General features: G+C 33.4%; 12 protein-coding genes. 10 read left to right on the forward strand and 2 right to left on the reverse strand.

The features are described from left to right. Positions 1-195 precede the first annotated feature (195 nt). The 8 genes from NLG42_RS03525 to NLG42_RS03560 all read left to right on the forward strand — a co-directional run bounded on the left by NLG42_RS03525 (position 196) and on the right by NLG42_RS03560 (position 9488). On the forward strand, positions 196-1200 hold the full coding sequence (locus tag NLG42_RS03525; protein WP_007807095.1) for an AAA family ATPase: 1005 nt from the start codon (positions 196-198) through the stop codon (positions 1198-1200). Positions 1201-1280: 80 nt separating this feature from the next. After that, a complete protein-coding gene (locus NLG42_RS03530; RefSeq protein WP_089057115.1) occupies positions 1281-2144 on the forward strand; it encodes a DUF58 domain-containing protein in 864 nt (287 codons plus the stop codon). A 152-nt stretch (positions 2145-2296) separates the two neighbouring features. After that, entirely contained in the window at positions 2297-3931 is a 1635-nt protein-coding gene (locus NLG42_RS03535) for a BatD family protein (RefSeq protein ID WP_089057116.1), read from the forward strand. After that, entirely contained in the window at positions 3931-4935 is a 1005-nt protein-coding gene (locus tag NLG42_RS03540; protein ID WP_089053301.1) for a vWA domain-containing protein, read from the forward strand. Before NLG42_RS03535 ends, NLG42_RS03540 begins: the two co-directional genes overlap by 1 nt. Before the next feature lie 53 nt (positions 4936-4988). Further along, the gene (locus tag NLG42_RS03545; protein WP_089057117.1) at positions 4989-6023 is read left to right on the forward strand and encodes a VWA domain-containing protein; all 1035 of its coding nucleotides are present in this window, start codon (positions 4989-4991) and stop codon (positions 6021-6023) included. Positions 6024-6065: 42 nt separating this feature from the next. After that, entirely contained in the window at positions 6066-6839 is a 774-nt protein-coding gene (locus NLG42_RS03550; RefSeq protein WP_089053303.1) for a tetratricopeptide repeat protein, read from the forward strand. A gap of 100 nt (positions 6840-6939) precedes the next feature. Next, positions 6940-8685: a BatD family protein gene (locus NLG42_RS03555; protein ID WP_257683023.1), complete on the forward strand. Its 1746-nt coding sequence runs from the start codon at positions 6940-6942 to the stop codon at positions 8683-8685. 56 nt (positions 8686-8741) lie between these two features. Further along, positions 8742-9488, forward strand: a complete 747-nt coding sequence (locus tag NLG42_RS03560; protein ID WP_089057119.1) for a tetratricopeptide repeat protein — start codon at positions 8742-8744, stop codon at positions 9486-9488. A 157-nt stretch (positions 9489-9645) separates the two neighbouring features. On the opposite strand, the gene NLG42_RS03565 is transcribed toward NLG42_RS03560, so the two are convergent. Together NLG42_RS03565 and NLG42_RS03570 are read right to left on the reverse strand one after the other, a co-directional pair. After that, positions 9646-10218 carry a 5-formyltetrahydrofolate cyclo-ligase gene (locus NLG42_RS03565; RefSeq protein ID WP_257683024.1) on the reverse strand — a complete coding sequence of 191 codons (573 nt, stop codon included), beginning with the start codon at positions 10216-10218 and terminating at the stop codon, positions 9646-9648. Beyond that, a complete protein-coding gene (locus NLG42_RS03570) occupies positions 10205-11185 on the reverse strand; it encodes a succinylglutamate desuccinylase/aspartoacylase family protein (RefSeq protein WP_089057121.1) in 981 nt (326 codons plus the stop codon). The genes NLG42_RS03565 and NLG42_RS03570 overlap by 14 nt, the downstream gene beginning before the upstream one ends. Before the next feature lie 107 nt (positions 11186-11292). Here NLG42_RS03570 and NLG42_RS03575 point away from each other — a divergent pair, with 107 nt between their 5' ends. Then, positions 11293-11820, forward strand: a complete 528-nt coding sequence (locus NLG42_RS03575) for a hypothetical protein (protein ID WP_089057122.1) — start codon at positions 11293-11295, stop codon at positions 11818-11820. Positions 11821-11928: 108 nt separating this feature from the next. Further along, a complete protein-coding gene (uvrC, locus tag NLG42_RS03580) occupies positions 11929-13719 on the forward strand; it encodes an excinuclease ABC subunit UvrC (RefSeq protein ID WP_257683025.1) in 1791 nt (596 codons plus the stop codon). Positions 13720-13724 lie beyond the last annotated feature (5 nt).

Here is a 13724-nt window from a genome sequence, read left to right on the forward strand (position 1 = left end):
TTTGCTAATATGTATGCTTTTTAAAAGCATAATCATCAAAGTTCTTAAAAATATAAAAATAGATTCACAATTCGTCCTTAAAATTAGAACTTTGGTCGAAGTTTTAACCATTCTTTAACATCTTACTTCTCAAAAAATAGTCAATTTGCACTCTCAAAATTCAGGCATAAAAATCAAGGTTTTAAAAATATTTATATGGAAGAAAATACAACGACTTTAGACATTAGAGCGATAAATGAAAAAATTGAGAGAGAAAGCGCTTTTATAGACCTTCTTACAATGGAAATGAACAAAGTTATTGTGGGTCAGAAACATATGGTCGAGCGTTTGTTGATTGGTCTTTTAGGTCAAGGACATATTTTGCTTGAAGGAGTACCTGGATTAGCAAAGACATTAGCAATAAACACTTTGTCACAAGCAGTTCAAGGATCTTTCAGCCGTATCCAGTTTACCCCTGACTTATTGCCTGCCGATGTTGTTGGAACGATGATTTACAACATCAAAGCAAACGAATTTTCTATTAAAAAAGGACCAATCTTTGCTAATTTCGTACTTGCCGATGAGATTAACCGTGCTCCTGCAAAAGTACAATCTGCTCTTTTAGAAGCGATGCAGGAAAAGCAAGTGACTATTGGTGACACCACTTTCAAACTAGACCGTCCGTTTTTAGTATTAGCGACTCAAAACCCTGTTGAACAAGAAGGAACTTATCAGCTTCCTGAAGCACAGGTTGACCGTTTTATGCTTAAAACTGTAATTGATTATCCAAAAATCGACGAAGAGCGTTTTGTAATTCGTCAAAACTTAAAAGGATCTTACGAAAAAGTAAATCCTGTAGTCTCTGTAGAACAAATTTTACGTGCGCAAGAAGCGGTTCGTGAAGTTTATATGGATGAAAAAATCGAAAAATACATCTTAGATATCATCTTTGCTACTCGTTATCCAGAGAAATACAAACTTGCCGATTTAAAACCTCTTATCAGTTTTGGAGCATCTCCACGTGGAAGTATCAATTTAGCTAATGCAGCAAAATGTTACGCTTTCATTAAACGTCGCGGATATGTAATTCCAGAAGATGTTCGTGCAGTTGTACATGATGTTTTACGTCACAGAGTTGGAATAACTTATGAAGCTGAAGCTGAAAACATTACTTCTGTAGACATTATCAACAAAATCGTAAACGAGATTGAAGTACCTTAAAAATTTGTTTCAAGTTTCAGGTTTCAAGTTGTTGCAAAACAAACTTGAAACTTTTAAACTTTAAACTTTAAACAAATAAAATGGATACAAAAGAGCTTTTAAAAAAAGTACGGAAAATAGAAATCAAAACCAAAAGACTGAGTAATCATATCTTTTCGGGAGAGTACCATTCTTCATTTAAAGGGCGCGGAATGACTTTTAGCGAGGTGCGCCAATACCAATATGGCGATGATATTCGTAATATAGATTGGAATGTTACCGCACGCTACAATGAAGCCCACGTAAAAGTTTTTGAAGAAGAACGCGAATTAACCATGGTTTTAATGGTTGATATTTCGGGCTCTGAGGGTTTTGGCTCAAAAAGTCAGTTTAAAAAAGACATCGTCACCGAAATTGCGGCAACGATGGCTTTTTCGGCTACACAAAATAATGACAAAATTGGTTTAATCCTTTTTTCTGATAATGTAGAATTGTATATTCCGCCAAAAAAAGGACGCTCGCACGTATTGAGAATCATCCGTGAGTTGATCGAGTTTGAACCAAAAAGTCAAAAAACTGATATTGCTCAAGCTTTAAAATTTTTATCGGGAACTCAGAAAAAGAAAGCAATTGTTTTTATGATTTCTGATTTCATGTCTGAAAATTATGAGCAGACTTTAAAAATTGCTTCTAAAAAACATGACATTACAGGAGTTAGAGTATATGACATACGTGAAGAAAAAATTCCAAATTTAGGAATGGTCACAATGCTTGATGCCGAAACTGGTAAAATTCAATTAGTCGATACAGGTTCAAAAACCGTGCGAATGAATTACGAGAAACATTACCTTGAAAGAGTTAATTATTTCAAAGAAATTTTCAGCAAATCTGGGGCTGGCGTTGTAAACACAAGGGTTGACGAAAATTATGTAACCAAATTATTAGGCTATTTTAAATCAAGATAAATATAATTTTAGATTGCAGATTTTAGATTTTTTAAAACTGATATATTTAATCTTCTGCTAAACAATCCAAATAAAAATCCGCTCAAATCTGTGCCATCTGCGTACCATTTTTAAGCTTTCGTTTTAGACTAAAATCTGAAATCAAAAATCAAATGAAATTAAAGTTTTACATATTTTTATTTTTACTTACTTCGACTGTTTTCGCTCAGCAAAAACAAGTTGAAACAAGCATTGATACTACAAAAAATAAAATTGGAGCCGAATTTAAGCTGACACTTAAAACAACTGTTAATTCGAACTCGAAAGTAGTTTTTCCTAAACTGAAAAAAATTGGTGCTTTAGAAGTAATTCAATCGTACCCAATTGATACTGTTAAGAAAAACGACACTTACGAGTTAATCAAAAAATATGGCTTAACACAATTTGATTCAGGAAAATATGTAATTCCGAGTGTTCAGATTCTAATCGACAAAAAACCTTACTTATCAGATTCTATTAAAGTAGAAGTTGCCAATGTAAAAGTGGACACGCTGCAGCAAAAAATGTATGACATTAAAGACATTTCGACTGTTGACAACGGTATTGGCGATTGGTGGAAATATGTTTTAGCATTGATTATCATTTTAGGAATTGGTGCTTTTGTATACTGGTACGTTAAAAAACATCAGAAAAAGAAAATCGAAGAAGAAGTTTATAAAACTCCTATTGAAAAAGCAACTAGTTTATTAAACAATCTAGAACAAAAGGAATTAGTTCAAAAAGGAGAGATTAAAGAATATTATAGCGAACTAACTGATATTGCTCGTAATTATATTGAAGAAGCCATTCATATTCCTGCAATGGAAAGCACAACTTCTGAATTAATTGAGGCAATTAGAACTGCTTCTACTAAGAAGAAAATGGCTTTAACGCCAGAAACAGTTGAAAATCTAGAACGCGTATTGCGTCAGGCCGATTTAGTGAAATTTGCAAAATCTAAACCATTGGATTTTGAAATTACTGACGACCGAAATAAAATTCAAAAAGTAATTCTAACACTGGACAATGCTATTCCAACAGAAGTTCCAGCTGAAGAAGAAGATCAATTATTGAATGAAGCTCAAAAGCAGAAACAAATTCAGCTTCAATTAAAGAAACAAAGAAACAAACGTATTGCAATTGCTGCTGGTTCAGTTGTTTTTTTACTATTTGCAACAACAACTTTCTTTATTGCAACAAAAGGATTTGCATACGTAAAAGACAATATTATTGGGCATCCGTCTAAAGAATTATTAGAAGGAGAATGGGTGAAAAGTGAATACGGAAATCCAGGCGTTATTATTGAAACTCCAAAGGTTTTAAAACGTATGGATGCTTTAAAAGCACTTCCGAAGGAAACGATGGCTTTGATAAAGGAAATGCAACTTTTTGCTTATGGCAGTATGATTGATAATTTTTATGTTGCCGTTTCTACAACTCAATTTAAAACGCCGACTGAGATCGATTTATCAAAAGCTTTAGAAGGAAGCCTAAAAGTAATCGAACTTCAAGGAGGTCAAAACATAATCGTTAAACAAGAAGATTTCCAAACTAATCAAGGAATTCAAGGCGTAAAAGGTTACGGAACAATGAGCATTTTAAATCCGACAACTAAAACTAGTACAAAAGCATATTACGAAATCTTGTTGTTTAAACAAGATCAAGGATTACAGCAGATAGTTATTTTACACGAGGAGGGCGATACGTATGCTAACGATATCACAACCCGAATTTTAAATTCTGTTGAACTTAAAAAGGCAAGTAACTAATGAATAATAAGATCACTTTTTTAAATCCAGAATTTTTTTGGTTGTTTCTATTAATTCCAATTGCTATTGCTTGGTTTTTTTGGAAAAGAAATCAGCAGTCGGCTACATTAAAAATGAGCTCGACGGCAGGTTTTAAAAACAGCGAATCGTTATTAACAAAATTAAAACCTTTTCTATACGTTTTTAGAATCATTGCTTTATGTTCTTTAATTATTGCTCTCGCAAGACCTAGAACGGTAGATATTAGCAATCAAACAAAAACGACAAAAGGAATTGATATTGTAATGGCAATTGACGTATCTGGAAGTATGCTTGCAAAAGATTTAAAGCCAAACCGTATGGAAGCTTTAAAAAGAGTTGCTGCAGATTTTGTTGAAGAAAGACCAAACGACAGAATTGGTTTAGTTTTATATGCTTCTGAAGCGTATACTAAAACACCTGTTACAAGCGATAAACCAATTATTCTTGAGGCAATAAAAGGAATTCGATATGACACCGTTCTGCAAGACGGAACTGGAATTGGAATGGGTTTAGCAACTGCCGTAAATCGTCTTAAAGATAGTAAAGCAAAAAGCAGAGTTGTTATTTTAATGACTGATGGTGTTAATAATGCCGGTTTTATTGAACCAGAAACTGCTGCAGATATTGCCAAACAATACGGTATAAAAGTATACACGATTGGTATTGGAACAAACGGAATGGCAGAATCTCCTTATGCATACGCACCAAACGGAGGTTTTTTATTCAAAATGCAAAAGGTTGAAATCGACGAAAGATTAATGAAAAATATTGCTCGAAAAACGGATGGAACTTATTTTAGAGCAACAAGCAACGACAAGTTAGCTGAAATATACAATGCAATTAACAAATTAGAAACAACAGAAATCCAAGAATTAAAATTCTATGATTACGACGAAAAATACAGAGGTTTTGTTTTACTAGCTGCCTTTTTACTATTGTTAGAAGTTGGTTTAAGAAACACGGTTTATAGAAGCTTTATTTAAAGAAATTCGAATAAAGATCTCGATAACACAGGGATTGGAATTTTAAAAATTATATGGAATTAGACGAAAAAAAATATTTATATCTCTTATTACTACTCCCAATTGTGGCGTGTATATTTCTTTTCAATATGTATTGGAAAAGAAAAAAACAACTTGAGTTTGGTGATTTAGAAATGGTGAAGAAACTAAGCCCGGAGCGATCTGTTTTTAAACCTGTATTAAAAATATCGATCTTGCTTTTGGCATTAGCGTTCTTAATTATCGGTTTGGTAAATCCAAAAATAGGAACCAAAATGGAAACCGTAAAACGCGAAGGAATTGATATTGTTTTTGCTGTTGACGTTTCTAAAAGTATGCTTGCAGAAGACGTTGCGCCAAATCGTTTAGACAAAAGTAAACAACTCGTTTCGCAGATTATTAATTCTCTAGGAAACGACAGAATCGGTATTGTTGCTTATGCTGGAAGCGCCTTCCCAGTTTTACCAATCACATCTGATTACAGTGTTGCAAAAATGTTCTTGCAAAGTATGAGTCCTGACATGGTTTCATCACAAGGAACATCTCTTGACGAAGCAATTCGATTATCAGCTAAATATTTTGATGAAAAGAGCAAAACCAGCAAGCTTTTGATTTTAATTTCTGATGGTGAAGATCATTCAGAAGGAGCTTCACTTGCTGCTGAAGAAGCCAACAAAATAGGAATGAAAATCATTACTGTTGGTGTTGGAACAGAAAAAGGAGGAACAATTCCGTTAAAAGAAAACGGCGTGGTTCGCAGTTATCAAAAAGATCAAAACGGAGAAACTGTTATTACTAAACTTAACCAAGAAGGCTTAAAAACTATTGCAAAAGCAACAAAAGGAGGCTATGTTTACGGCGGTAATACTAAAGAGGTTTTAGAATATATCAAAAATGCTTTAAATAACATTCAAAAAACAGAGTTTGAATCTACGCAAATGGCCGATTTTCAATCACAGTTTCAATGGTTCATCGGATTTGCTTTCTTATTATTGTTTATCGATATTTTCCTTTTAGAAAGAAAAACCAATTGGATTAAAGAGTTGAATTTATTTAACGAGAAAAAATAAAGATTCCGTTTAAAAGCGGGAACAAAAAATAAAAAAATTAGAATGAAAAATTTACTTCTTTATATTTTACTAACGTTTTCTTTGGCAGTTTCTGCTCAGGAAAAAGATAAGACATTGCCTAGTGCCAATGAGGAATATAAGCAGAATAAATTTGTTGATGCTGAGGCTAATTATAGAATTTCTGCATCAAAATTTCCTAAGCGCGCAGCAGCTCCTTATAATCTTGGTAACTCAATTTACAAACAAAATCAAGTTTCTGAAGCTAAATATGCTTTTGCGAATGCTATAAAAAATGCCAAAACAAGACCAGAAAAACATAAAGCTTTTCATAATCTTGGAAACGTTTTCATGAAAGAAAAAAATTATACGCAGGCAGTTGAAGCTTACAAAGAAGCTTTACGCAACGATCCTACAGACGATGAAACGCGTTATAATTATGCATTGGCGAAGCAAAAATTAAAAGAAAATCCGCCTAAAAACGACAAAAACAAAGACAAGGACAAGGATAAAAAGAACGACAAGAAAGACGATCAAAAGAAAGACGGCGACAATAAAGACAAAAAGGACGGTAAAGACGATCAGAAAAAAGACGATAAAGGAGATAAAGACAAGGATAAAAAAGACGGCAAAAACGATCCGAAGAAAGATGACAAATCTGACAATAACGGAGAACCAAAACCAATGCCGGGCGGAATCTCAAAAGAACGTGTTCAAAATTTATTAGATGCTGTAAACAATGAAGAAAAGAAAATTCAAGATAAAGTTAACGCACAAAAAGTAAAATCAAATCCTAAAAAACCGGAGAAAGACTGGTAGAATTTTTAGTTCAATCGTTTAATCGTCGAATCGTTTAGTAATAAAACGAGCAAACGAATAAACGATTTAACAGTTAAACAAACAACGATTAAAAAATTAAATGAAAAGATATTTAATTCTATTACTATTCACTTTTCAAGGGCTCTTGGCTCAAGTTCAATTTGAAGCCAGAGTAAGCAAAAATACACTTGGACTAAACGAAAGACTTCGCGTTGATTTCATCATGAATGTTGACGGAGATAATTTCGACCAGCCTTCTTTTGACGGTTTTAAACTTGTTGCGGGACCTAGTCAGCAAATAAGCCAATCGTGGGTAAACGGACGAAGTTCTTTTCAAAAAATATACTCTTACATTTTACAGCCGGCTCAAAAAGGATCGGTTATAATCAAGCAGGCTGCGATCGAATACAATGGGCAGATTTACAAAACTAATCCCATAAAAGTTACCGTAACCAATGCAGTTGCACAAGAAAGAGATCCTAACGACAGACCTCAAGGTTCTGGAAACGAATTATTGCAATTAGTTGCGGAGACTTCTAAAACAAATCCGTACTTAAACGAACCAATAACTGTAGTTTACAAACTATACTTTAACGGAATTGGTGTTACTGGTTTTAAAGAAGTTGCAAAACCTAAATACAATGATTTCTGGAATCAGAATATAGAAGTTAAACAATTGGCTATTGAAGAAGGTAATTTTCAAGGACAAAGATGCTATTTTGTTGTTTTAAAGAAAACCATTTTATATCCTCAAAAATCTGGAAAATTAACGATCGAACCTTTTTCGCTAGATATTGGTGTTCAATTACCAACAAATCGTCGTGACATGTTTGGTCAGATGATTATAACCGAAGATAATAAAATTGTCTCTGCGGGAGCAAGAACTATAAATGTAAAACCACTTCCTGAAACTGGTAAACCTGAAAGTTTTACTGGTGCAGTAGGTAAATTTAATTTTACAGTTACTCCAACAAAAACAACTTTGAAAAGCGGTGAAAGTCTTGATTTAATCGTAAGCGCAACCGGAAATGGAAACATGAAATTGTTTACTTTGCCTAAACCAGTTGTACCAAATGCATTAGAAATGTACGATCCGGTTCATGATGAAAAAGTTACAACATCATTATCTGGCATGTCTGGAAAAATATCAGACAAATACACCATAGTTCCTCAATACAAAGGAAAATATGCTATTAAACCAATGTCATTCTCTTATTTTGATCTTAGTTCTGGTTCGTATAGAACGATAACTACAAAAGAAATTATGATTGACGTTTTAGACGGACCAACATTGGCCGAAGCAAATCCATCTACAGCTTCTAAAAATGTTATTGCAGAAAAAGAGCAATTTAAATACAACAAAACAAAAACCATATTAGTACCAATTGCTAAAAATGATTTTTACGGTTCAAACTTGTATTATACTTTGTTATTCCTTCCTTTTGCCATTATACCAATTATTATTCTTGCTAAGAAAAGAAAAGAAGCAATAGACGGCGACGTAACAGGTAACAGAATTAGAATGAACAATAAGCTTGCTAAAAAATACTTATCGCAAGCCAAGAAACAGCTTAACAACAAAGAAGCTTTCTATATCGCATTAGAAAAAGCAATGCATAATTTCTTAAAGGCGAAACTGCATATTGAAACCTCAGAAATGAGCAAGGCCAATATTCAAGAATTGCTGTTGTCTAGAAATGCAAATCCAGAAGCGGTTCAAGATTTCATTAACTTGACCGAGAACTGTGAATTTGCTCGTTATGCGCCAGCATCAAGCGCTTCTATCCAGCAAGATTATGATAAAGCAGTTTTAATTATTTCGGCACTAGAAAAGCAGATTGTTTAAATATAACATCAAACTCGAAAGGTTTTAAAACCAATTCAAGTTCAAAGAAAATAAAAATGAAAAATATAGTATATCTATTTTTATTAATCACGCAGGTCTTTTTTGCTCAAAGCGCCTTTGATAAAGGAAACGCTTTGTATCAAAAAGGACAATATCAGCAAGCAGCTGACGTTTTCGAAAGCATCGTTAAAGAAGACAAACAAGAATCTGCAGAGGTTTATTATAACCTTGCAAATTGTTATTACAAACTAAATAAAGTAGCGCCTTCTATATACAACTACGAAAAAGCATTAGTATTAAATCCTCATCATCCAGAAGCTTTAAACAACTTAAAGTTTGCTAAAAAAAGAACAATTGATGAAATTAAAGAAGTGCCAAAAGTTGGGTTTGCAAAACTAATTCAAAACTTTACTGGAATTTTTGATTATGATACTTGGGCAAAAATTTCTGTTGTCATTTCATTTGTATTCCTACTATGCTTTATTGGATATTACTTTTCGCAGCTTACAATTAGCAAAAGAATTTATTTTATTGGAATGTTTATTTTTTTAGTTGCATTACTTCTAAGTGTTTCAGCAGGAATGTCTGAGAAGAATCACTTTGACAACGATCGTCCTGCAATTGTTTTTGCAGAATTAAGCGAAGTTCGAAGCGAGCCTCAAAAAGCAGGATCTCCAGTAATTTTACTGCATGAAGGAGCAAAAGTTTATGTAATAGAAACTGTTGGAAAATGGAAAAAAATCGAATTAACAGATGGTCAAGAAGGCTGGATTGATGCTTCGACTATCAAGGAAGTGAAGTAGAGACTTTTACCTTTAAAATAAAAAAATCACAAATTCCAATTATCATTAAATTAGAATTTGGGATTTTCATTTCACATCAAATTGATTAACAAAAATATTATTCGATCATCTCTGAATCAAATACTATTAAAGCATGGAGACGCACTGCAGTTCATCTCTACGAGAATTTATAAACTTTATCAGGCGTAATACAGTAATCCAATCTCACATCAGATTCAAAAACATCATCAATCTGATCTGCTGCTTCAAAAAACGAAAGTCCTATTTTAATCGTGTCAGCTTTGCAAGCCGCAAGGAATTTATCATAAAACCCTTTTCCATAACCTATTCGGTTTCCAAAATTATCAAAAGCTAAAAGCGGCACAAAAACCACATCAATACTTTGAGTTGGAACCTCAAGCCCGTTTACAGGTTCAGGAATATTATATTCGTTTTTTTTAATTTTAGTATTATCCGTCAATAAAAAATGAGTCATTCCACGGGTTTCAAAATCGCTTTTAGAAACCACGATTTCCTTGTCTTTTCCCGAAAGCAAATGCAGAATAAATTCCGTATCAACCTCTTTATGTTCCTCAATTGGAAGAAAAACATGATAATATGTTTTATCCCAAATAGGCAATTGGATCAAATTATTGGCAATAGCCAGACTTTTTTCTTCGATATCATCTGCCGAAAGTTCTTTTCGAAGATTTTTATAATGTAAGCGTAATTCCTTTTTATTCGTCGGCATTTTCAGGTAAAGTTTTAGACATATGATAAATAGCATCACCTTCGTATACAATTGGCGAATGATTGGCGTTTATAACAAATCCTTCGTGGGGAGCTTTTACCTTTTGTTCAAATTTACCAAACGGATCTGTAATTATAGCCAAAATTGTTCCCTTAGTCACAAACTTTCCAATCAGGTTATAATCATGAAGCAAACCTGAGCATTTGGCTCTAAGCCAAACTGAATTTTTAATATAAATGGATGGCTCTTCGGCTTTTTCAACAATATGTTTAGAATCAAGCATTTTTAGGTAATGCAAAAGACGCTTCACTCCCATTACACCTTCGTTTGCAATAGCATCATTTATATCGAGCGATTTCCCGCCTTCAAAAAGCAGCATTTTAATATTGGCTTTTTCGCAGGTATTTCTAAAAGAACCGTTGATATTTTTAGAATATAAAGTGAAAGGCGCATTAAAAACATCTGCCAAAATTTTCAACTCAGGATTATTCTCTGTAACTCTAATTTGCGGCGCATTAAAACGACTGGCTCCGCCTGCATGAAAATCGACCGCATAATCAATAATAGGCAAAATTTCGGCAACAATATGATAGGCAAATCGGCTTGCGAGCGATCCTTTTTTACTTCCTGGAAAAACTCTGTTTAAATCCCTGCCGTCAGGAAACTCGCGAGATTTATTTACAAAACCATACATATTGATAATCGGAATACAAATAATGGTGCCTCTTGCTGGGCGATTAATTTTTTTGCTGATAATCTGCCGGACAACTTCAACTCCGTTTATTTCATCGCCATGAATTCCTGCCGAAAATAAAACAACAGGTCCTTCAAGTTTTGAACGGCGAACAATAACCGGAATATTAAGTTTTGTGGTAGTATGTAATCGAGCAATCTCAACATTTATGGTTCTGCTTTCTCCAGGTAGAATTGCTTCACCAAAAATCACCAAAGGCTTACTATTTTTCATATTTAATAATAAAAGCTAAATATAGAAATTATATTTTAAATTTATATCTTTGATTTTTAACACTTAAATTCTTAAACATACAATCTATTCAAAACCTAAAAAAAGAAATGAAAAAAGTATTAATTTTATTTAGTGCATTAGCCATATTGGTTTCCTGCCAGAGTAAAGAAGAGAAAATGAAAGAAGCAGAAGCGGATGGAAATGAAGCTGTTGCTGTTAAATCAAAATTAATAGAAGGTGCAGGAAAAGCACTTCAAGAAGAAGGAAAAGAAGCTGCCAAAAGTGCATCAAAAGGAATTGGAGATGTAATAAAAGGCATAAACTCAGGAATGAGCGAAAGCATCAACACATCAAAAGTAATTTCTGACCCTGCTTTTAAAACCAATTTCGAAGAATGCAAAGCGGAGAAAATTTACGCATCTGACAGTGATAAACAAAAGAAAGTAACGATTTATCTGATTGCTAAAAAAGACTTTAAAGGCGATATTTTACTAAAAGCTTTTGATGCTGATAAAAAAGAAATCGGCAGAAGTAAATTAGAAGTTTCTATAAAAAAAGATGATGCAAAATATGTAGATTTCTCATTTGATGAAAGAACACATTTACTGCAAACAGAATACTTTACAATTAAGTAATAGTAACACCATAAAAAAGGCGTCCGTTTCTTAAAGAAAACGGGCGTTTTTTCTTTAAGAAAACTAAAAGAATTATTTAATTTGAGTGCAAAAGTTTAAATTTGTTCTATGCAGACTCCTCTCGAACTTCAAATTCTAACTTTACCAGATAATCCTGGCGTTTATCAATATTATGATAAGGACGGAAAGATTTTATATGTTGGCAAAGCCAAAAACTTAAAAAAAAGAGTTTCATCTTATTTCAATAAAGTTCACGATACAGCCAAAACAAATGTTTTAGTTAAAAAAATCGTTACCATAAAACACATTGTGGTTCCTACTGAAACCGATGCTCTTTTATTAGAAAATAATCTAATAAAGACATTGCAGCCAAGATATAATGTCTTACTTCGTGATGACAAAAGTTATCCTTGGATTTGTATAAAAAGAGAACCTTTTTCGAGAATATTTTCGACTAGAAGAATGGTCAAAGATGGTTCTGAATATTTTGGACCTTATACAAGTTTCAAAACAGTACACACGATTCTTGATCTAATTAAAGAATTGTATCCGCTTCGAACCTGCAATTACGACTTAAGTAAATCTAATATTGATTCCGGCAAATTTAAAGTCTGCCTTGAATATCATATTGGCAATTGCAAAGGTCCTTGCGAAGGTTTAGAATCATTAGAAGAATATCAAAAACAAGTCGACGCAATCCGCGAAATCCTAAAAGGAAATTTTAAGGAAAGCATCAAAGGTTTTAAACGTTTGATGGTTGAATATGCGCAGGAACTGCGTTTTGAAGAAGCTCAGAAAATAAAAGAGAAAATAGAAATCCTTGAAAATTATCAATCCAAATCAACAATCATAAATCCAAAGATTACCAATATCGATGTATTTTCGATTGTGTCTGATGAAAGTGCCGCTTTTGTGAACTTTTTACAAATTTCTCACGGATCGATTATTCGTTCGCATACGTTAGAAATGAAAAAGAAACTAGACGAAAGCGACGAGGAACTTTTAGAACTCGCTATTATTGAACTTCGGGAACGTTTTCAGCTTCTATCGAAAGAAATAATTGTTCCGTTTAAAATAGATTTAGGAGAAAACATAAAAACAACAGTTCCGCAGCTTGGCGATAAAAAGCAGATTTTAGATTTATCGATTCGAAATGCAAAATTCTACCGAATTGAACAATTAAAGCAATTACAAATCGTAGATCCTGACCGACATACAAATCGAATTATGGCGCAAATGCAGAAAGATTTACGTCTTCCGTCAGAACCACGACATATTGAATGTTTTGATAACTCGAATATTCAGGGAACAAATCCTGTTGCTGCCTGCGTAGTATTTAAAGACGGAAAACCAAGCAAAAAAGATTATCGCCATTTTAATGTAAAAACGGTCGAAGGTCCAGACGATTTTGCCTCAATGACCGAAATTGTATATCGTCGTTACAAAAGGGTATTAGAGGAGAATGAACCGCTGCCGCAATTAATTATTATTGACGGTGGAAAAGGTCAGTTATCAGCCGCACTAAAAAGCATTGACGAATTAGGATTACGGGGAAAAGTTGCCATTATCGGGATTGCAAAACGTTTAGAAGAACTATTTTATCCTGGAGATTCAATTCCGTTATACCTTGATAAAAAATCGGAAACACTCAAAGTGATTCAGCAATTACGAAACGAAGCGCATCGATTTGGAATTACTTTTCACAGAGACAAACGCAGCAAAGCGGCGCTCAATTCTTCAGTCGAAAGTATTCCAGGTATTGGCGAAAAAACCATGCTTACGTTAATACAACATTTTAAAAGTGTTAAAAGATTGAAATTAGCATCAGAAAAAGAAATATCTGCAGTTGTAGGGGTTTCTAAAGCCAAAAAAATTGTCGACTTTTACAAAACGAACTAGTAAAA

The organism is Flavobacterium plurextorum (assembly GCF_024638035.1).
Lineage (GTDB): Bacteria > Bacteroidota > Bacteroidia > Flavobacteriales > Flavobacteriaceae > Flavobacterium > Flavobacterium plurextorum.

Bases quoted from the DNA above. Each gene is read 5' to 3' on its own strand.
- NLG42_RS03525 (WP_007807095.1), top strand. From the start codon at position 196: ATGGAAGAAAATACAACGACTTTAGACATTAGAGCGATAAATGAAAAA.
- NLG42_RS03530 (WP_089057115.1), top strand. From the start codon at position 1,281: ATGGATACAAAAGAGCTTTTAAAAAAAGTACGGAAAATAGAAATCAAA.
- NLG42_RS03535 (WP_089057116.1), top strand. From the start codon at position 2,297: ATGAAATTAAAGTTTTACATATTTTTATTTTTACTTACTTCGACTGTT.
- NLG42_RS03540 (WP_089053301.1), top strand. From the start codon at position 3,931: ATGAATAATAAGATCACTTTTTTAAATCCAGAATTTTTTTGGTTGTTT.
- NLG42_RS03545 (WP_089057117.1), top strand. From the start codon at position 4,989: ATGGAATTAGACGAAAAAAAATATTTATATCTCTTATTACTACTCCCA.
- NLG42_RS03550 (WP_089053303.1), top strand. From the start codon at position 6,066: ATGAAAAATTTACTTCTTTATATTTTACTAACGTTTTCTTTGGCAGTT.
- NLG42_RS03555 (WP_257683023.1), top strand. From the start codon at position 6,940: ATGAAAAGATATTTAATTCTATTACTATTCACTTTTCAAGGGCTCTTG.
- NLG42_RS03560 (WP_089057119.1), top strand. From the start codon at position 8,742: ATGAAAAATATAGTATATCTATTTTTATTAATCACGCAGGTCTTTTTT.
- NLG42_RS03565 (WP_257683024.1), bottom strand. From the start codon at position 10,218: ATGCCGACGAATAAAAAGGAATTACGCTTACATTATAAAAATCTTCGA.
- NLG42_RS03570 (WP_089057121.1), bottom strand. From the start codon at position 11,185: ATGAAAAATAGTAAGCCTTTGGTGATTTTTGGTGAAGCAATTCTACCT.
- NLG42_RS03575 (WP_089057122.1), top strand. From the start codon at position 11,293: ATGAAAAAAGTATTAATTTTATTTAGTGCATTAGCCATATTGGTTTCC.
- uvrC (WP_257683025.1), top strand. From the start codon at position 11,929: ATGCAGACTCCTCTCGAACTTCAAATTCTAACTTTACCAGATAATCCT.